The sequence below is a fragment of the Microbulbifer mixtoriginis (SeqCode) genome (genome assembly GCF_052467515.1).
Map to the genome: position 1 here is coordinate 1,819,894 of NZ_CP174314.1, position 19,878 is coordinate 1,839,771.

Below are 19,878 nucleotides of genomic sequence, written 5' to 3' on the forward strand. Positions count from 1 at the left end.
GTAAAGGCGAAAAATTAAGTGAAACAACAGCGGCTAGAAGCCGCTGTTATTGTATTTGATTGGCGGTAAATCTTTTAGTCTCACGGAGTTTGGCGAATAACGCCCACCGCTAATCCTTCGATCACAAAGTTCTTATCTCGCATATCTACTTGAATGGTATCAAAGTCTTCGTTTTCAGGCAGGAGTTGTACCGTTGCCTGATTTCCTTTACGGCGGAAGCGCTTAACGGTTACTTCATCATCAATCCGCGCAACTACAATCTGCCCGTTTCTGATTTGTTCGGTCTTCTGCACTGCCAGAAGGTCCCCATCGAGAATGCCGGCATTTCGCATACTCATGCCGTGTACCCGCAATAAATAATCTGCCGGTGGGTGGAAGAAGCTGGCGGGCAGGTCGCAATAATCCTCAATATGCTCGGCTGCCAGAATAGGGTTGCCTGCGGCGACACGCCCCACGATGGGAAGTCCCGATTGGTGGTCGGGAATTCGAATACCTCGGGAGGCACCGGCAACCATCTCAATGGCTCCTTTTCGTGCCAGTGCTTTGAGGTGTTCCTCTGCAGCGTTGGGCGAGCGAAAGCCCAGCTCTTGGGCGATTTCTGCGCGGGTGGGAGGGTAACCTGTGTCGTCCAGGTAGGCTTTTATCAGCTCTAATACTTGAGTCTGGCGTGCGGTGAGATTGGTCATAGATTTACCTAGCGTTTCTGTATTTTTATACAGTTGCTGGGATTATATACAGATTTAAGGATCTCGCAAACTGAGTACCTGCCTGTAGTCCAGCTGCTACATTGTTTAAGAAAACAAGGAATGAAAAGAATAGTTGAAAGAACTGACAGCAAGGGAGAACAATAATGCTTGATGCGAAAATGGCTGAAGCCTGGAGAGTTCTGCGCATTCAATCTGAGTTGGTTGATGGAATTGAGCGTTTGGTTGCGCTTAACGGGGCGGTAACAGTTTTTGGCGGTGCGCGTTTCACTGAAGATAGCCAGGAATATCAGCAAGGGGTGAAGCTTGGGGAGCTTTTAGCAGCAGAGGGGATACCTGTGATGACCGGTGGCGGGCCGGGTCTGATGGAGGCGTGTAATCGTGGGGCTTTTGAGCAGCCTGGTACTTCAATCGGATTAAATATCGAGCTGCCTTTTGAGCAGGCAGCCAATCCTTACCAAGATATCAGCTTGAATTTTCGCTATTTCTTTGTGCGTAAATTTATGTTTGTGAAACATGCCGTGGGCTTTGTGGGTTTACCCGGGGGCTACGGCACGCTGGATGAATTATTTGAGGCGCTGACATTAGTACAAACTCAAAAAGTACGGCGATTCCCGATAGTTTTGGTGGGCAAGCGTTATTGGGGAGGGCTGTACGATTGGCTGGTAGATACGGTATTGGAACGAAATTGTATCGACTCTGCTGATCTAGACCTGTTTCATGTGGTGGATGCAGTAGAAGAGGCTGCAGATTTGATTATGAAATATATGCGAGCCAGGGATTAAAAAGTTTTCGAGATGTCTAGGTTACTTTTTTTATTAATTAACAATCGGATAGGGCGAGGAGTAGGGGAGGCAGAAAAAACAGGAATACAGGAAGTAGAGGCCAAATACAGAGCCTACGGCTGTGCCTCGTCCCTAAATAGTAGTAAGCACCTCTATCTTTCTTCCCGCGCAGTGGAATGCACTAAGGCCTATGGGAAGAGGTAGTGGTCAGTCGCTTCGGTAATTAAATCTTATCCTGCCAACTTACCAAACCAATTTTGCCCATGGGGATTCGCCAGGTCGGATTTCCCATACAACCGTTCTTTCTGTATGTGCAATAAGCCGCCAGCGAGCTGGGGAGTGTGCTACTCTGGCCGAAATTAAACAGCTGTTTTAAATGGTGGTTTGATATCTATGAGTCAGATGGATACCGTTAACCGCATCTTGGATGCTGCCGAAGCGCTCTTTGCCGAGCGCGGCTTTACTGAGACATCTCTTAGGACTATTACGAGTACTGCCGGAGTCAATCTGGCGGCGGTCAACTACCACTTTGGTTCTAAAAAAGAGTTGATTCAGGCGGTCTTTGAGCGTTTCCTAACACCATTTACCGATGCCCTGGAAGCAGAGTTGGATCGACGCATAGCTTCTGGCCAGCCACTTAAGGTTGAAGGGTTGTTGGAGAGCCTATACCGAGTTGGATTGGGCAGTCTGAGCCAACTTGGGCTGGATGCTCAGCGCTTTATGCGCCTGCTGGGACTAGCTTATACGCAGTTTCAGGGGCACTTACGCCGCTTTATAGTGTCTCGTTACGGTGATAGTTACCGACGCTTCGCAGGCCTACTGGCCGAGGCCTTACCGGGAGTTGATCCCGTGACTTTCTACTGGCGCCTGTATTTTATGTTAGGGGCCACTATTTTCACCTTGTCGAGCTACGATGCCATAGAGGCTATCCTGAGAGAGGATTTTGGTGCTCAGAGCAGCCTGCCGGAAACTTTGGAGCGCCTTGTGCCGGCCGCTTCGGCAATGCTAAAGGTGGAGTCCGGTTAAACTGCGCAGCTGGTGAATCTTAGAGGAACTGAATATGCCTGCATCACTTGGACCGGTGATGATCGATATCGAAGGGCAGAAGCTCACTGATGAGGATTGCGAGCTTTTGCGCCACCCACTTGTGGGTGGTTTGATTTTCTTTGCGCGCAATTATCGCGATCGCGATCAGATTCAAGCTCTGATTGCCGATATTCGATCTGTGCGCCCAGAGATACTGCTGGCTGTTGATCAGGAGGGTGGGCGAGTACAGCGTTTTCGAGAGGGGTTCACGCGTTTGCCTTCCATGCAAAAGCTGTCCGCCGAGGCTTCAGCAGTAAAGTTGCAGGATGTGGGTTGGTTGCTCGCCTCTGAGTTATTGGCTGTAGGGATGGATTTCAGTTTCGCCCCGGTATTGGATGCCGATGACAGCCACAGCCGAGTTATTGGAGATCGCAGTTTTTGTCCCGACCCCCATCACCTGACGGCTATTGCAAGGCCATTTATTCAAGGGATGCGTGAGGCCGGTATGGCTACAACCGGCAAGCACTTTCCAGGACACGGGCACGTGCTTGAAGACAGCCATGTGGAGCTTCCTCAAGATGAGCGCTCTCTGGAGCAGGTGCTGGCCAGCGATGCCTTGCCCTTTATTGACTGCATAGGGGCCGATGAACTGGATGCGGTGATGCCCGCTCACATTCGCTTCGTCAATATAGACAGTCAGCCGGTGGGTTTCTCCCGTTACTGGCTACAGGATATTTTGCGAGGACGGCTGGGTTTTAATGGGGTTATCTTCAGTGATGATCTGTCCATGGAGGGGGCGGGAGCTGCCGGTGGTTATGGGGAGAGAATCCGCGCTGCTCTGGAAGCGGGTTGTGATATGGGCGTAGTCTGCAATAACCGTGCAGGGGCTTTGGAGTCTCTCGCTGGGCTGCAGAACTTTATTCCCGCAGCGGAATCGAGTGAGCGTCTGAAAGCCATGCGGGGTAGACCCTTAATCACCTCCTGGGCGGAACTCGAAAAAAGTGAGCGCTGGCATAGAACTCGCAGCTGGTTAGCTTCAATAATGCAGTAGTTGAGAAATACCGGTTTCCGCAGCTTGCTCCAAGAACCTATGGGCGGCTGGAGCCGGTTTTATAAGCGGAGGGGGAATTGTGGAGTCCGTAGAGAGTGTGCTGTTGTCCTGGCTGGGTGATAACCGGGTTTGGATAATCTCTGTTTTTCTTATTGTATTAGCTTCCGCACTGGCGGCCTGGATTTTCGGCCGCTTTGTGCAAAAACTGGCTGCCAGGGCTGAGAAGACCGTCAATCCCTGGGATGATGCGCTGGTAGGGGCTCTCTCCCCTCCTGGACAAGTATTAATCTGGCTGTTGGGGCTCACGGTGGCCGCCCAGCGTGCGGGTCAGGCGACGGGTGCAGAGATTTTCTCCCTGGCAGAGCCTGCCCGCGAGATAGGCCTTATTTTGGTCCTCTCCTGGTTCGCTTGGCGCTTCTCGCACAGCGCGGAGCGTAACCTTTGCAATCCCCGCTATATTGGCAAGCCGATGGATGCCACCACGGTTAGAGCCATCGGCAAGCTCGTGCGGGCTTCGATCGCTATCACTGCGGGTATAGTGATTATGCAGTTCCTAGGCTATAGCGTCAGCGGCGTTTTGGCCTTTGGTGGCATTGGGGGGTTGGCGGTAGGCTTTGCCGCTAAAGACTTGCTGGCGAATTTCTTTGGTGGGCTGATGATTTACTTAGATCGCCCCTTTGCGGTTGGCGATTGGATACGCTCCCCGGACAAGGAGATTGAGGGGACTGTAGAGGATATTGGCTGGCGCCTGACTCGCATACGCACCTTTGATATGCGCCCAGTTTATGTGCCTAATAGTGTCTTCACGCAGATTTCTGTCGAGAACCCTTCGCGAATGCTCAATCGCAGGATCTTTGAAACTATTGGGGTTCGTTATGAAGATGGTCATTTAATGGCGCAGATAGTGGCAGATGTTAAGAAAATGTTACAGCATCACCCGGAAATAGATGCCAACCGAACTCTTATTGTTAATTTTAATAGTTTTGCAGCCTCATCCCTTGATTTCTTTATATACACCTTTACCAGAACGACAGAGTGGGTGAGATACCATGAAATCAAACAGGATGTTTTGTTGAATGTACTCAATATAATTGAGCGCCATGGTGCTTCTTGTGCATTTCCGACCTCGACGGTACATATTGCCGATATTCCTTCATTAGCGCGAGAAGCCGCGTTAGACAGTTGAGTATTGGGAGTGCGATAAGGTACAAATGTTTAGTTTAAATATCGCGCTTAATTGGGGTTTTGACGGTTAATTACGCCTATTGGTAAAAACGTAGTATTTATTTCACATAGAAACCTAGACACTGGCGCTGTTTTATCTAAGAATCAGGTTACGCCCTTTGGGTTACTCTCAATAGGGTGAAGCAAGATAGCATTCTGCATGGAGCAGTTTGTTAACAATGGGGTGGCGTTTGCCCCTCTTGCCGAATTGAGCAGTGAGGTAATAGAGGTAGGCGCAATAACAATAATGAGGTTTTCTCAATGAGTGATCGCGTTACAGGTACAGTGAAGTGGTTTAATAACGCACGGGGTTATGGCTTCATCACCTGTGGAGAAGGAACTGAAGATATTTTTGTTCACTATCGCAGCATTCGCGGAGAGGGTTATAAAACCCTTAACGAGGGGCAGGCGGTTGAGTTCGAAATGCAACAAGGTGACAAAGGACTGCTGGCGGAAGATGTTGTTCCCTGTGAGTGATTTTCGGATCACTCGTTGAAAGAACTGTTGTCGCGTAGAGTTTGCGGTGCCAGCCGCCAGCTCTGCCAGCGCCTCCAAAGCGGGCTTTTCAGCTCGCTTTTCTATTTCTCCATTCGCTTGGTTCAATATGTGTCTTATGGCGGTCTGCATGCATATATGACCCGTTCCACGAGTTTCGTTATATTTTGAAATGTATTAATTACCTGCGCCTTTAGTTTCTGAAAGCACTCCAGGCTATTTATGAAGCTTTAATAGTCTTGAAACCAATTTAATGTTAGGAGTCAGGGTTTCAGTTCTGTCTGGCGGAATAAATTTAAAAATCTTTATCGCTGCTTCTTTATTAAGCTTTTTTATTTTATTTGGCTATTTTGCTTTTCTAGTGATTTTCACTTGAGCGAGGGTGTTGTAATAATGGGGTGAGTTTTTCTCTTCGCCTTCCGTGTCTTTGTACTTGTTTCTTGCCGGATATCGTTAAGTTGCTGCCTTTGTAAAATTTTATTTTATAAATTGCAGTCAAATTGGTTTGGTTGTGTTATCTGTTATGCCGGATTCGATTCGGCTTTTATAGATTTAAGAAAGTGTAATTTGTTTGGTTAAATATGCTATTGCATATGGAATACCCCCTTTGAAGGGGGTATTTAAAAGAGTATTAATTGGCTGTTTATAAGGTAACTGGGGTGGTTTCTTCTGTGACTTCTTCGTTGTTTTCAGCCACAGTGCGAATTTCAATCAAAATACCAAAAGCCGGGTGGTCAATATAGTGCAGTTGGCCGCTTCGCATACGGCGCTCATGTTGTAAATGAGCGGCCCGCATAACATATACCGGTTGCTCAGCTGGGGCATCTAAGGTTATGGGCTCCTGATCTCCTGCTGCGTTTGAGAAGTTATGCCTATTCGGATTGGAAGCAATAAGCCCCTCATTCGTGGCAGAGAAAGAAATTGTCTCCTCGGAGGGTGTTGGAGCAGCCTTGGGTCGATGAGGCAGGCGGATACCCTCCGCAGATGCGGGAGCAGAGAAATCATTGAGCCAAAGGTTTGTGCTCAGGTGCAAATAGCGTGAGACGCTCAGGGTAACTGACCCTTCCAGCTGGCTGTGCCCTGAAAAGGTTTCGCCACCATCAATCAGGATTGCTGGTGACTTATGTTTTTGCTCCAAAACTTGGTGCCAAGCTTTGTGGAATAAAATGCGATCCCCGCCTCTCACTAGAGCTGCCGCCTTAGTATCCAGCTTGGTGTCTACGGGGGAGAGGAGTAAGCGGAGGGGGGGAGCTTGGTCAATATTGTGATCGCCGAACTCGCTGACTGCAAAGCTGACAGGCTCCTCGTCCAATGCTGTATCTTCTTGGGGGAGCTCTGTGGATTCAGGGAATGCGGTTGCGACAGGGGATTCTGCTTTTTCCTCCCGGGGTGCAGGGGTTTCAAAGTCCACCCAGCGAGCAGGGTATGTGAGGCTCGGCTCCGCAGGCCAGGTTTCATTGGTTTGTGCCATACCTTGGGGGCGTTCGAACACGATCATCTCGATTTCGAAAGTATTGCCGGCGTAGTTCGCCGCCTGTGAGGTCGTGGCGGAGAGTGCCAGGGCAAGTGTAGAGCAGAGGTGCACTATCTTTTTTATGGTCATTGGGTTACCACTTTCTTCCATCTGTCCTGTCTATCGTCAGAGCAGGGTGAGTATTTCGCGGCCAGCTATATAGGCCGGGATTGTGGCAGGGGGTGGCCCCCCTGTCGATCGATCAGGTCACTAGCTACCGGATACTATCACTGGGCTAAGCGCTCCAGCACTTCGCTTATTTCCTGTAGCTTGCGGTCGGCGCCCTCTTCATCGAGGCTGAAGTTCAGCTGGTTGGCGCCGGCCAGCTGGTAGCGTCCCGGCTGTGTTTGCACCAATTTCACCAGGGTGAGGGGGTCTACTTGGGTATTTTCGGCAAACTCGATGCGACCTCGGGCGGCGGAGGCTTCCAATTTGCGAATGCCCATTTTATCGGCCTTCAGTTTTATTTCGGTGGTGCGGAACAGGTGTTTGACCGGTTCTGGCAATAGACCAAAGCGGTCGATCATCTCCACCTGTAACTCCTTCAGTTGTTGGCGATCAACGGCATTGGCGATACGTTTGTACATCATTAGACGGCCATGGACATCCGGCAAGTAGTCCTCTGGAATCAGCGCCGGTACCCGCAGATTGACATCTACAGCCGGGGACTCCAGGGGGTCGTCGATATTGGGAGTGCGCCCCTCGCGAATGGCTTTTACCGCGCGGTCGAGCATCTCCATATACAGGTTGAAGCCGACACTCTGGATTTGACCGCTCTGTTCCTCACCAAGTAACTCGCCGGCGCCACGGATTTCCAGATCGTGGGTGGCCAGGGTGAATCCAGCCCCAAGATCCTGGGCTTCACTGATGGCTTCCAGCCGCTTGACCGCGTCGCCAGTCATTGAGCGTTTGTTGGGGGTCAGCAAGTAGGCATAGGCTTGGTGGTGGGATCGCCCCACACGACCACGCAGCTGGTGCAGCTGGGCCAGGCCAAATTTGTCTGCGCGTTCGATCAGTATTGTGTTAGCAGTTGGGACGTCGATACCGGTTTCGATAATGGTGGTACACACCAAAACATTAAAGCGCTTGTGGTAAAAGTCACTCATGACCTGCTCCAGTTCGCGCTCACGCATCTGACCGTGACCGATACCGATGCGGGCCTCGGGAATCAGCTCCTGTAATTCTCGGGCGATACGCTCAATGCTTTTCACTTCATTGTGCAGGAAATACACCTGGCCGCCACGGAGGATCTCCCGCAGTATGGCCTCCTTCACCAGTGCATCGTCGCGCTCGCGCACGAAAGTTTTTACAGAGAGGCGTCGCGCCGGCGGCGTGGCGATGACTGATAGATCGCGAATGCCGGCCATTGCCATATTTAAAGTGCGCGGGATCGGTGTGGCGGTTAGGTTGAGGATATCCACTTCGGCGCGCAGGCTCTTGAGGCGTTCTTTCTGGCGTACCCCAAAGCGGTGTTCTTCGTCGATAATCAGCAGTCCGAGATTCTTAAAATCCAGGTCGCTCTGTAGAAGCTTATGGGTACCGACAAGGATATCCACTTTGCCACTGGCTATCTTCTCTTTCACGCTGTCCACTTCTCTGCCTGAACGGAAGCGGGAGATCACTTCAATATTGATGGGCCAGTCGGCGAAGCGATCTTGGAAAGACTGAAAATGTTGTTGCGCTAATAGGGTGGTGGGTACCAGCATGGCCACTTGCTTGCCGGCATGGGCGGCGACAAAGGCCGCACGCATAGCGACTTCGGTTTTACCAAAGCCCACATCGCCACACACCAGTCGGTCCATGGGCTTTTTCGACTGCATGTCGCCAATCACGGCTTCAATGGCCTGCTGCTGGTCTGGCGTTTCCTCGAAGGGGAAGCCGGCTGAAAATTCTCTATAAGCCAGCTTGGGGTCGGCAAAAGCGTGACCTACACGGGCTTCACGACGCGCATAGATATCCAGGAGTTCGGCAGCGGCATCACGAACTTTTTCGGCGGCTTTGCGCTTGGCTTTCTGCCACTGTTCGCTGCCCATTTTATGCAGTGGAGCCAGGGCCTCGTCGGCACCGGAGTAACGGCTGATCAGGTGCAGGCTGGCTACGGGAACATAGAGCTTAGCTTCATTGGCGTATTCCAGAGTCAAGAACTCGGCAGGCTGTCCATCGATTTCCAGGTGTTGCAGGCCGCGGTAGCGTCCCACTCCTTGATCGATATGCACTACCGGGGCGCCGATACGCAATTCGGCCAGGTTTTTGACTGCATTGTCTGCATCATCTTTGGCTTTTTTGCGGCGGCGCTGTTGTAGCACCCGCTCGCCAAATAACTGCGGCTCAGCGATCAGGTTGACGGCAGGATCGGTAAGTAACAGGCCCTGATCCAGGGGCGCTACGGTGATCCCGATGGATTCATTGCTTTGGAGGAATTCTTCCCAGCTAGCATAGGTTGGGGGAGTCAGGCGAATACCTTTTAAAAGCTCCAGCAATGCCTCGCGGCGCCCACCGCTTTCGGCACAGAAGAGCACTCGCCCGGAGTACTCCATCAGGTAACTTTCCAGGGCGGCCATTGGTTGCTCGGCCTTGCCGTCTACCGGTAGGGTTGGAGGTACTTGGGTGGCAAAGTTGTAATTGCCCTGGGCATCGGGCAGCGTCTCTGCAGAGAAGATGGCCCTTGGCATCGATTTGAGCGCGCCATTGAATTCATCGATATCCAGCAGAATCTGGCGTGGTTGAAGAATTGGGCGGGTCAGATCGCCGCGGCGGCTCTCATAGCGGTTGCTGACCTCGCGCCAAAAGCTATCAACAGGTGCTTGCACATTTCCTTGGATAAAAGCTTGGCTGTTCTCGGGTAGGTAGTCGAACAGGCTCGCGCAATTGTTATCGAAAAATAGTGGCAGGTAGTATTCGATACCCGCTGGGGCAATTCCTGCACTGATATCCTGGTAGATGGGCACAAGACTGGGGTCCACCTGGAATTGTTCATGCCAGTTCTGCAGAAAGCCGGAAAGACCGGCCTTGTGCATTGGGAACTCTCTCGCGGGCAGCAGGTGAATAGTTTCCACCTTATCCACTGTGCGTTGGGTTTCTGGGTCAAAGGTGCGCAGGGATTCAATTTCATCGTCGAATAGATCGATGCGATAGGGCAGTGGACTGCCCATAGGGAAAATATCCATGAGTGAGCCGCGCACGGCAAACTCACCGTGTTCATAGACGGTATCTACACAGTGATAGCCTGCCTGCTCTAACAGGCGACGCTGGATATCAATATCAAATTGTTGCCCCTCATTGAGGATCAGCGCATTGCCGGCTACGTAATCACTTGGCGGCAGGCGATGCATTAAGGTGCTCACGGGCACTATGACAATACCGCTCCCCATTTGCGGCAGGCGGTAGAGGGTTGCCAGGCGGTCCGAGATAATATCCTGGTGTGGGGAGAAGGTATCGTAGGGGAGAATTTCCCAGTCTGGAAAATGAAAGATCTCAAAGTCGCCCTCTGAGGCTGCATCTCTCCGCGCTTTGTTAAAAAATTTCAGCTGTACCTCTAAGCGGTGCGCCTCGAGGCTGTCACGAGTGATCAGCAGTGTGGGGGATTGACTGTTGCGAGCAGCATTCAGAATGGCGAGTGCGGCCGCTGCGCCGTGAAGTTGTCCCCAGAATTGCCGGTCGGTGGTGCTGTGAAATTTGGGGGGAGTCAGGGGCTGTATATCGGTCATCGTTCCTTAAATATCCGCGCTTTCATTTGCTGTAGTGCCAGGGGCGGCTATTGTAGCCGCGATCGGATCGGGCTGCAGTCTATGATATCTGTGCCTGTGGTTTCGATCTCAAACGGCTGCAATTTTTAGGGGATTGCGTATCGCGAGGGCTTGTGACAACAAAAAGGTAGTTTTACTACATTTTTTTGGTTTTTTTTTGCGCAGTTGCGTAGCAGCGGGTGAATACTGATAATGCGCAGCCATACGGCCCCGAGTGGTTTGTGGGCCGTGATTTCCTGCCTATTAAACACATTGCAGAGGTGTCCGATAGTGACTCAGAAGCGACCGAAGCCCGCGGACTTTTTCAAGGACTGGAAACAGCGAGAAGCACTGGCTGAATCCATGATCCCGATGATTGGAAAGCTCAACCGTGAGAGCAACGTCGGTATTTATATGTACGGCCGCAACCTGGTTAATCGCTCAGTGCTGAGCATTATGAAAGCGCACCGTTTCGTGCGCCAGGTTGAGGAAAATGAACTCTCCGAGTTTGAAACCTTCCCTGTATTGGAAGCCATCTGCAAGATGGAGCTGGGTCCCGTACATATCGACCTGGGAACCATGACCAACAAGTACATGCGCGACGATCGCGGCTTGTCTGTGGATGAGTTTGTACGTGAAGAGCTGTCCGACGCAGCGGGTGCCGGCAAGCCTCTGCCTGAATCCAAAGATGTTGTGATCTACGGTTTTGGCCGTATCGGCCGTCTGGTTGCCCGCCTGCTGATTGACAAGGCCGGTAGTGGTGACGTTCTGCGTCTGCGCGCTATCGTACTGCGCAAGGGTAAGGCCCCCAACGATCTGGTGAAGCGCGCTTCTCTGCTGCGTCGCGACTCCGTACACGGTGCTTTCCAGGGCACTATCCGTGTAGACGAGGAGACCAACTCCCTGATCTGTAACGGTAACGAAATCAAGATTATCTACGCCAACTCCCCGCAGGAAGTGGATTACACCCAGCACGGTATCAACGATGCGATTATCGTTGACAGTACCGGTGTATGGCGCGATGAAGAAGGCCTGAGCCAGCACCTGCAGAGCCCCGGCGCCTCCAAAGTGCTTCTGACTGCACCGGGCAAGGGCGATATCAAGAATATCGTTTACGGTATCAACAGTGGCGACATCAAGCCGGAAGATAAGGTGCTGTCTGCCGCTTCCTGTACCACTAACGCCATCGTGCCTGTGCTGAAGGCGATGATGGACGGTTACGGCGTTGAGCACGGCCACGTAGAAACTGTACACGCCTACACCAATGACCAGAACCTGATCGACAACTATCACAAAGGTGAGCGTCGCGGTCGCGCAGCAGCGCTGAATATGGTTCTGACTGAAACCGGTGCTGCCAAGGCGGTTGCCAAAGCGCTGCCCGAGCTGAAAGGTAAGCTCACCGGTAACGCAATTCGCGTTCCGACCCCTAATGTTTCCATGGCGATCCTGAACCTGAACCTGGGTAAAGAGACCACCAAGGAAGAGCTGAACGAATATATGCGCGATGTGGCACTGCACTCGCCACTGCGTCAGCAGATCGATTTCACCAACTCCCCGGAAGTGGTATCCAGCGATTTTGTTGGCTCCCGCGTTGCCTGCGTATTCGATTCCACTGCGACTATCGTGGATGGTAAGAACGCAGTGCTCTACTGCTGGTACGACAACGAGTTCGGTTATAGCTGTCAAGTGGTTCGCTGCTTGGAAGATATGGCTGGCGTTCGTTATGAGCTGTTCCCTAAGAAAGACTAAGGCGTCAGCTTAAAGTCTGCAGGTCGGCTCTTTGGGCTGACCATGAGGGTGGGGCGGCAGTCACAGCCGTCCGCCCACATCTTTCCAAATCCCTGTTTTTTCAGTAGAAATTTCCCTTCTTAGTGCCACTTTGGACGCTTCCAGACTGGTAAAGCTTTTGCCCCATCTTTATAATGCGCGCGATTTTGCGGGGCGGCCGTGCGCCGAGAAGTTAGCGCGCACAACCTTTAGTTAGCTTCCTTCCGCCCGGTCTACGGGTGAAACGGCATAAGCCCTCGCAGCACAGAATTCCACAGTATGGCTCGCCAGTCCGGGATTGACTGTTTTTCAGTTTGAACCTGGGCGGGTGGGCTTTATTGCAATTTTATAAACTAGAAACTTAGGCATAGGCGTATGAGAAAGATCCGTCGGGGATTGGACTTACCCATATCCGGCGCGCCCGAGCAGGTCATCCACAAAGGACCTGCGATCAAGACCGTTGCTGTTCTCGGCCCCGATTATCACGGGATGAAGCCGACAATGGCAGTGGCTGTAGGGGATCGCGTCAATCTTGGTCAGCTACTGTTCAGTGACAAAAAAACCGAAGGCGTGCGCTACACCGCGCCGGCCGCCGGTCGTGTTGTTGCTATCAATCGCGGTGCTCGCCGTGTTCTGCAATCCGTTGTGATTGGCATAGACGGCGATGCAGCAGAACAGTTCCAGAGCTATAGCGTAGATAAGCTATCTGGTCTGACGCGCGAACAGGTCGTTGAGAACCTGGTTGAATCCGGTATGTGGACCGCACTGCGTACCCGCCCGTTCAGCCGCGTGCCCGCTTTGGATGCTAAACCGGAAGCGGTGTTTATCAATGCGATGGACACCAATCCTCTGGCTGCCAACCCAGAAGTGGTCATTGCCGAGAATCCCAAAGCCTTCTCTCAGGGCGTTGAGATTCTTTCCAAGCTGGCGGAAACCACTTACGTCTGTACCGCTCCTGATGCAGATATCCCCGTACCGAGCGCTGCGAATATTCGCCGCGAAGCTTTTGCCGGCCCCCACCCGGCGGGCCTGTCCGGTACCCATATCCACTACTTGAACCCGGTTTCTGGCTCTCGCAGTGTATTTACCATTAATTACCAGGATGTGATCGCCGTAGGCAAACTGTTTACCACCGGTAAACTGTTCACCGATCGCGTTGTTTCCCTGGCCGGCCCTCAAGTTAAGCAGCCCCGACTTGTGCGCACTCGTCTCGGCGCCAGCCTGGAAACTTTGACTTCCGGTGAGTTGAAAGGTGATAACGACCGCGTTATTTCCGGCTCCGTATTTGGCGGCAGCACTGCTGAAGGTCCTTTGGGTTACCTGGGTCGTTACCATAATCAGGTGTCTGTGCTGGAAGAGGGTGGTGAGCGTCCTTTCCTGCACTATCTGCGTGCCGGTAACAAGCGCTTCTCAGTTTTCCCGATTTACCTTTCGCGCCTGTTCAAGAACAGACTGTTCAACTTCACCACCAGTACTAACGGTTCCGAGCGTGCCATGGTACCGGTCGGCACTTATGAGAAGGTCATGCCGCTGGACGTACTGCCGACCCAGCTACTGCGCTCCCTGATCGTGGGTGATACCGCTATGGCCCAGAAACTGGGTGCTCTGGAGTTGGATGAGGAAGATCTGGCACTGTGCACCTTTGTGTGTCCGGGCAAGTACGAATACGGCCCCATTTTGCGGGACAACCTGACCCGTATTGAGAAGGAGGGGTAAGTATGTTGCGTAAATTCCTCGATTCCATCGAACCGAAATTCCACAAAGGCGGCAAGTTCGAAAAGTTCTATGCCCTCTTTGAGGCCATTGATACTGGCTTGTTCCAGCCGGCTGATAAAACCAAGACCACCTCTCATGTGCGCGATGGTATCGACCTGAAGCGTATTATGATCACCGTGTGGGCTTGTGCGATGATCCCTGCCTTCTACGGTATGTGGAATATCGGTTTCCAGGCCAACACTATTCTGGAAGGTATGACCAATCCGGATCTGTCCGGCTGGCGTCACGCCATTATTGGTGCTCTGACCTCCTATAACCCTGCGAGCCTGTGGGACAACTTTGTCTACGGAGCCATGTACTTCCTGCCGATTTATGCGGTCACCTTTATTGTGGGTGGTATCTGGGAAGTGCTGTTCGCCGCTGTGCGCGGTCACGAAGTGAACGAAGGTTTCTTCGTAACCTCCATTCTGTTTGCCTTAACCTGTCCGCCGGATCTGCCTCTGTGGATGGTGGCTATGGGCATCAGCTTCGGTGTGGTGATCGGTAAGGAAGTATTCGGTGGTACCGGCAAAAACTTCCTCAACCCGGCACTTACCGGTCGTGCGTTCGTATTCTTCGCCTATCCGGCAGCGATGTCTGGCGATGCAGTATGGACTGCGGTTGACGGTTACACCGGCGCTACCGCGCTGTCTGTCATGGCCAGTGAAGGTATCCAGAACGGTATCGTGAATGCTGCGGTTGGCCAGGTAACCTGGTTCGACGCTTTCTTCGGCAAGATACATGGTTCCATCGGTGAAACTTCTACCCTGGCTATCCTGATTGCCGGTGTAATTCTGATGGGCATGAAGATCGCCAGCTGGCGCATCGTAGCCGGCACTCTGCTGGGTATGATGGCCACCGCATTTATGTTCAACATGATCGGTTCCGAAACCAACCCGATGTTCCAGGTACCCTGGTACTGGCATCTGGTGGTGGGCGGTTTTGCTTTCGGCCTGATCTTTATGACCACTGACCCGGTTTCCGCTGCTATGACCAACACTGGTCGCTGGTGGTACGGCATCCTGATCGGGGTGATGGTTGTCCTGATTCGTGTAGTGAACCCGGCCTTCCCGGAAGGCATGATGCTGGCGATCTTGTTCGCTAACCTGTTCGCTCCGCTGTTTGACCACTTTGTGGTGCAGTCCAATATCAAACGGAGGTTGGCACGTGGCTAATAAAGATTCCGTAACCGGTACTCTGATTGTCGCGCTGGTAATGTGCCTGGTGTGCTCTGTGGTGGTTTCCACTGCGGCAGTAATGCTGAAGCCTGCCCAGCAGGCGAATGCCGAGCTGGACATGAAGCGCAACGTACTGATGGCTGGTGGCCTGCTGAAGGACTCTCGCGCTAACAAAGCGGAAGTAGAGAAAGCCTTCGCCGATGTGAAGATCAAATACGTTGATCTGAACACCGGTAAGTTCACCGATGAAGCGCCGGCTGGCGGCAGCGGTCGCGCTGCTTCCAAGATTCCCTCTGCCAGTGAGAGACTGCCGGCAGACGAGGACACCGCCAAGATTATCCGTCGGGAAAACATTAAAGAGGTTTACCTGGTAGAGAAAGACGGCCAACTGGACAAGATCATTCTGCCTGTCCGTGGCTACGGACTTTGGGGTACCTTGTACGGTTTCCTCGCGCTGGAGAGCAACCTAGACACCGTAGCGGGCCTCGGCTTCTACGAGCACAAGGAAACTCCCGGACTGGGTGGCGAAGTGGACAACCCTAACTGGAAAGCCCAGTGGGTTGGTAAGCAAGTCTTCAACAAGCAAGGCGACGTAGATATCGCTGTAGTCAAAGGCCAGGTTAACCCCAACAGCCCGAATGCGATTCACGAAGTAGACGGCCTGTCCGGTGCAACTCTGACCAGTAAGGGCGTTAGCAACCTGGTGAACTTCTGGCTGGGTAACCAAGGTTATGGTCCCTTCCTGAAAAACCTGAAAGCAGGGGAGGCATAAGCATGAAAATCAAAGAGACTCTGCTAGAGCCGATTTTTAACAACAACCCGATCGCACTGCAGATCCTGGGCATCTGTTCTGCACTGGCTGTAACCAGCTCGCTGCAGGTAACCCTGGTAATGTGTATCGCTCTGACCTCGGTTGTGGCCTGTTCCAACGTTGCGGTATCTCTGATCCGCAACCAGATCCCGAACAGTATCCGCATCATCGTTCAGATGACCGTGATTGCCTCATTGGTAATTCTGGTGGACCAGTTGATCAAGGCATTGGCATACGACATCTCCAAGCAGTTGTCCGTATTCGTTGGCCTGATCATTACCAACTGTATCGTAATGGGGCGTGCGGAAGCCTTCGCTATGAAGAACCCGCCGCTGCCCAGCTTCTTCGATGGTCTCGGTAACGGTCTGGGCTACAGCGTTATCCTGATTGGTCTCGCGGTAATCCGTGAACTGTTCGGCGCTGGCAAACTGTTCGGTGTAGATATCCTGACCACCGTAAGCAACGGCGGCTGGTATATCCCCAACGGCCTGCTGTTATTGCCGCCCAGTGCATTCTTCCTGATCGGCCTGTTCATCTGGGCAATCCGCGCCTGGAAGCCTGCCCAGGTTGAGCAAGACGAGTTCAAGATTGCGCCTAATTCCCAAGCGCAGGAGGCCTAATCCATGGAACATTATATTTCTTTGATTATTCGCGCCGTTTTCGTTGAAAACATGGCGCTGGCCTTCTTCCTCGGTATGTGTACCTTCCTGGCCGTATCGAAGAAGATCGAAGCTGCGATTGGCCTGGGTGTTGCGGTTATCGTGGTACTGACTCTGACAGTACCGGTGAACAACCTGATTTACACCTACCTGCTGAAAGACGGCGCACTGGCCTGGGCCGGTTACCCCGACGTGGACCTGAGCTTCCTCGGCTTGCTGTCTTACATCGGCGTAATTGCGGCACTGGTACAGATCCTGGAGATGTTCCTGGATAAATATGTACCAGCGCTCTACAACGCCCTGGGTGTATTCCTGCCGCTGATCACCGTGAACTGCGCCATCATGGGTGCCTCCCTGTTCATGGTTGAGCGCGAATACGCGTTCGGTGAGAGTGTTGCCTACGGTTTCGGTGCCGGCCTCGGTTGGGCACTGGCGATTACCGCTCTGGCCGGTATTCGTGAAAAGCTGAAGTACAGTGACGTTCCGGATGGCCTGAAAGGTCTGGGCATCACCTTCGTAACCGTTGGCCTGATGTCCCTGGGCTTCATGTCCTTCGGCGGCATCGATATCTAAGCGGGGAAAACAATAGAATGAGTATTGAAATTATCCTCGGCGTAGCGATGTTTACCGTCATCGTACTGGCGCTGGTGGCGGTGATCCTTGCGGCCCGCTCGCGCCTGGTAAACACCGGCAACGTCAACATTTTGGTTAACGGTGAGAAGACTCTCACCGTGCCAGCCGGCGGCAAGCTGCTGCAAACCCTGGCTGCCAATAACCTGTTCCTGGCCTCCGCCTGTGGTGGCGGCGGCAGTTGTGCGCAGTGTGTGTGTAAAGTGACTGCGGGCGGTGGCGATATGTTGCCGACTGAAGCGGCTCACTTTACCCCGCGCGATGCAAAAGAAGGCAAGCGTCTTTCCTGTCAGGTTGCGGTTAAGCAAGATATGGAAATCGAAGTGCCGGAAGAGGTGTTCGGAGTGAAGCAGTGGGAGTGCACTGTGGAATCCAACCCCAACGTTGCCACCTTCATTAAGGAGCTGACCTTGCGTCTGCCCGAAGGCGAAAACGTTGACTTCCGTGCTGGCGGTTACGTACAGCTGGAAGCCCCAGCTCACCACGTTAAATTTGCCGACTTCGAAGTAGAAGACCAGTACCGCGGTGACTGGGAGCACTTTGGCTTCTTCAAGCTGGAGTCCAAGGTGACCGAGCCTGTGGTTCGCGCCTACTCTATGGCTAACTACCCGGAAGAAAAAGGTGTTGTTAAGTTCAACATCCGTATTGCGACTCCGCCACCCCGTACCGAGGGTATCCCGCCGGGTCAGATGTCTTCCTACGTGTTCAGCCTGAAGCCGGGTGACAAGATCAAGGTGTATGGACCCTTCGGTGAGTTCTTCGCCAAGGAAACCGACAACGAGATGGTGTTTATCGGTGGTGGTGCCGGTATGGCGCCGATGCGTTCACACATCTTCGACCAGCTCAAGCGTCTGAATTCCAAGCGCAAGATCAGCTTCTGGTACGGCGCGCGTTCTCTGCGCGAGATGTTCTACGAAGATGACTACAACGGTCTGGCTGCTGAGTTTGATAACTTCAAGTGGCATGTGGCCTTGTCTGATCCGCAACCGGAGGACAACTGGACGGGTTACACAGGTTTCATTCACAACGTGGTGTATGAAAACTACCTGAAGGACCACCCGGCTCCGGAAGACTGTGAGTACTACATGTGTGGGCCACCCATGATGAACGCCGCAGTAATCAGCATGCTCAAAGACTTGGGCGTAGAGGATGAAAATATCCTCCTTGATGACTTCGGTGGTTAAACGGAGAGCTTAGTTTGCTAAACGCAATCAAAGCCCCGATAAAAGCAAAAACAGGGCCCGTTCTTCCGGCCCTGTTTTTGCTTTGGGCGACTGTAATTTTCACTGCCTGTACTCCGGCAGTGGAAAACTGGCAGCTTAGTGGCCGCACCATGGGGACCACTTATCACATCACGGTTGTCGATGTACCGCAAAGCGTAAAGCGTAGCGAGCTGCAATCGTTAATTGACGATGAGCTGCAGCAGGTCAACCAGGAGATGTCCACCTATATCGAGGACTCGGAGTTGATGCGTTTCAACCGCGGTCCTGTAGGTGAGGCCATCCCGGTCAGTGAGCCGCTGGTAGATATTGTGACGCTGTCTCTGGATATTTATCGACGCAGTCAGGGTGCCTTCGAGGTTACCGTTGGCCCATTGGTTAACTTGTGGGGATTTGGTCCCCAACCAGAGCCTGAGAAAATTCCCTCCGATGCGGAGATAGTCGGCCTGCAAAAGGTAGTCGGCTCCGATGCACTTAAAGTGACCCGTAAACCGGATACGATCACTCGTCAGAGACCGGTAGAAATTGACCTTTCGGCTATCGCCAAGGGGCACGGCGTCGACCGGGTTGCACTGTTGCTGGAGCAGCAGGGAATTCGCAACTACTTGGTCGAAATCGGCGGTGAACTGCGTACCCTGGGTGTGAATCCAAAAGGTAAGACCTGGATAATTGGTATTGAAGCACCTGACTCATTTGGCCAGATGGTTCAACAGCCTATTGGTGTTAGTGGTAAGGCGGTGGCTACCAGTGGTGATTATCGGAATTACTATGAACGCGATGGAGTGCGCTATGCACACAGTATCGACCCCCGCACTGGTCGACCGTTACAGCACAAGCTGGCCTCGGTAACCGTGCTGGCAGATACCTGTGCTGAAGCAGATGGCCTTGCTACCGCTCTCAATGTACTTGGGGCTGAAGAAGGGTTGGCTTTGGCCGAACGTGAAAACCTGGCTGTTTTCATGCTGGTAAAAACTGATAAGGGTTTCGAGGAGCGCTATAGCCGCGCCTTTGCACCCTACTTAGAGAGGTCTGAGTAATGACAATATTTATCTTTGCTTTTATTGCCATGCTGTTAGTAGTTGCCGGAATGGCACTCGGCGCCATGGTGCAAAATAAGCCACTAAAAGGCTCTTGTGGCGGCCTGAATAATATCGGAATGAAGCAGGACTGCACCATTTGTGGTGGCAACGACGACGAATGCGAAAAAGAGCAAGAGCGTAAGCGTCAGCAAAAGGTTGCCGCTGAAGACCTCGCTTACGACGCGACTAAGCGCAAGTAAGCAATCTCTCACAAGCCCGTAATTAACGGGCTTGTTGTTTTATATCATTGGCACCT

Annotated in this window: 17 protein-coding genes; 14 read left to right on the forward strand and 3 right to left on the reverse strand. The window is 52.5% G+C overall.

Going from position 1 to position 19,878, the window contains the following annotated elements:
- Positions 1-80: 80 nt before the first annotated feature.
- Positions 81-686 (reverse strand): transcriptional repressor LexA, encoded by a 606-nt coding sequence (gene lexA / locus ACJJIT_RS07805; RefSeq protein ID WP_252081962.1) that lies wholly within the window; start codon positions 684-686, stop codon positions 81-83.
- Between the two features lie 164 nt (positions 687-850).
- Here lexA and ACJJIT_RS07810 point away from each other — a divergent pair, with 164 nt between their 5' ends.
- The 5 genes from ACJJIT_RS07810 (at position 851) to ACJJIT_RS07830 (ending at position 5,267) form a co-directional block, all read left to right on the forward strand.
- Positions 851-1,489 carry an LOG family protein gene (locus ACJJIT_RS07810; protein ID WP_252081961.1) on the forward strand — a complete coding sequence of 213 codons (639 nt, stop codon included), beginning with the start codon at positions 851-853 and terminating at the stop codon, positions 1,487-1,489.
- Positions 1,490-1,882: 393 nt separating this feature from the next.
- Positions 1,883-2,515 (forward strand): TetR/AcrR family transcriptional regulator, encoded by a 633-nt coding sequence (locus tag ACJJIT_RS07815; protein ID WP_444884603.1) that lies wholly within the window; start codon positions 1,883-1,885, stop codon positions 2,513-2,515.
- 34 nt (positions 2,516-2,549) lie between these two features.
- A complete protein-coding gene (gene nagZ, locus ACJJIT_RS07820; RefSeq protein WP_444900563.1) occupies positions 2,550-3,566 on the forward strand; it encodes a beta-N-acetylhexosaminidase in 1,017 nt (338 codons plus the stop codon).
- A gap of 79 nt (positions 3,567-3,645) precedes the next feature.
- Complete coding sequence (locus ACJJIT_RS07825) at positions 3,646-4,752, forward strand: mechanosensitive ion channel family protein (protein WP_252081958.1); 1,107 nt, start codon at positions 3,646-3,648, stop codon at positions 4,750-4,752.
- A 299-nt stretch (positions 4,753-5,051) separates the two neighbouring features.
- Positions 5,052-5,267 carry a cold-shock protein gene (locus ACJJIT_RS07830; RefSeq protein ID WP_020413094.1) on the forward strand — a complete coding sequence of 72 codons (216 nt, stop codon included), beginning with the start codon at positions 5,052-5,054 and terminating at the stop codon, positions 5,265-5,267.
- A 661-nt stretch (positions 5,268-5,928) separates the two neighbouring features.
- On the opposite strand, the gene ACJJIT_RS07835 is transcribed toward ACJJIT_RS07830, so the two are convergent.
- Together ACJJIT_RS07835 and mfd are read right to left on the reverse strand one after the other, a co-directional pair.
- Complete coding sequence (locus ACJJIT_RS07835; RefSeq protein WP_444900564.1) at positions 5,929-6,888, reverse strand: CsiV family protein; 960 nt, start codon at positions 6,886-6,888, stop codon at positions 5,929-5,931.
- Positions 6,889-7,025: 137 nt separating this feature from the next.
- Positions 7,026-10,505, reverse strand: a complete 3,480-nt coding sequence (gene mfd / locus ACJJIT_RS07840; RefSeq protein WP_444900565.1) for a transcription-repair coupling factor — start codon at positions 10,503-10,505, stop codon at positions 7,026-7,028.
- A gap of 306 nt (positions 10,506-10,811) precedes the next feature.
- Here mfd and ACJJIT_RS07845 point away from each other — a divergent pair, with 306 nt between their 5' ends.
- The 9 genes from ACJJIT_RS07845 (at position 10,812) to nqrM (ending at position 19,822) form a co-directional block, all read left to right on the forward strand.
- On the forward strand, positions 10,812-12,272 hold the full coding sequence (locus tag ACJJIT_RS07845) for a glyceraldehyde-3-phosphate dehydrogenase (protein ID WP_444900905.1): 1,461 nt from the start codon (positions 10,812-10,814) through the stop codon (positions 12,270-12,272).
- Positions 12,273-12,665: 393 nt separating this feature from the next.
- Positions 12,666-14,006 carry a Na(+)-translocating NADH-quinone reductase subunit A gene (locus ACJJIT_RS07850; RefSeq protein WP_252081955.1) on the forward strand — a complete coding sequence of 447 codons (1,341 nt, stop codon included), beginning with the start codon at positions 12,666-12,668 and terminating at the stop codon, positions 14,004-14,006.
- A 2-nt stretch (positions 14,007-14,008) separates the two neighbouring features.
- Complete coding sequence (locus ACJJIT_RS07855) at positions 14,009-15,220, forward strand: NADH:ubiquinone reductase (Na(+)-transporting) subunit B (protein WP_252081954.1); 1,212 nt, start codon at positions 14,009-14,011, stop codon at positions 15,218-15,220.
- On the forward strand, positions 15,213-15,995 hold the full coding sequence (locus ACJJIT_RS07860; protein WP_444900566.1) for a Na(+)-translocating NADH-quinone reductase subunit C: 783 nt from the start codon (positions 15,213-15,215) through the stop codon (positions 15,993-15,995). Before ACJJIT_RS07855 ends, ACJJIT_RS07860 begins: the two co-directional genes overlap by 8 nt.
- Before the next feature lie 2 nt (positions 15,996-15,997).
- Entirely contained in the window at positions 15,998-16,654 is a 657-nt protein-coding gene (locus ACJJIT_RS07865) for an NADH:ubiquinone reductase (Na(+)-transporting) subunit D (protein ID WP_252081952.1), read from the forward strand.
- A 3-nt stretch (positions 16,655-16,657) separates the two neighbouring features.
- Entirely contained in the window at positions 16,658-17,266 is a 609-nt protein-coding gene (gene nqrE / locus ACJJIT_RS07870) for an NADH:ubiquinone reductase (Na(+)-transporting) subunit E (RefSeq protein WP_020413086.1), read from the forward strand.
- Positions 17,267-17,283: 17 nt separating this feature from the next.
- A complete protein-coding gene (gene nqrF, locus ACJJIT_RS07875) occupies positions 17,284-18,507 on the forward strand; it encodes an NADH:ubiquinone reductase (Na(+)-transporting) subunit F (protein WP_252081951.1) in 1,224 nt (407 codons plus the stop codon).
- A gap of 14 nt (positions 18,508-18,521) precedes the next feature.
- Positions 18,522-19,580 (forward strand): FAD:protein FMN transferase, encoded by a 1,059-nt coding sequence (locus ACJJIT_RS07880; RefSeq protein ID WP_444900567.1) that lies wholly within the window; start codon positions 18,522-18,524, stop codon positions 19,578-19,580.
- Entirely contained in the window at positions 19,580-19,822 is a 243-nt protein-coding gene (gene nqrM, locus ACJJIT_RS07885; RefSeq protein ID WP_252081949.1) for a (Na+)-NQR maturation NqrM, read from the forward strand. Before ACJJIT_RS07880 ends, nqrM begins: the two co-directional genes overlap by 1 nt.
- Positions 19,823-19,878 lie beyond the last annotated feature (56 nt).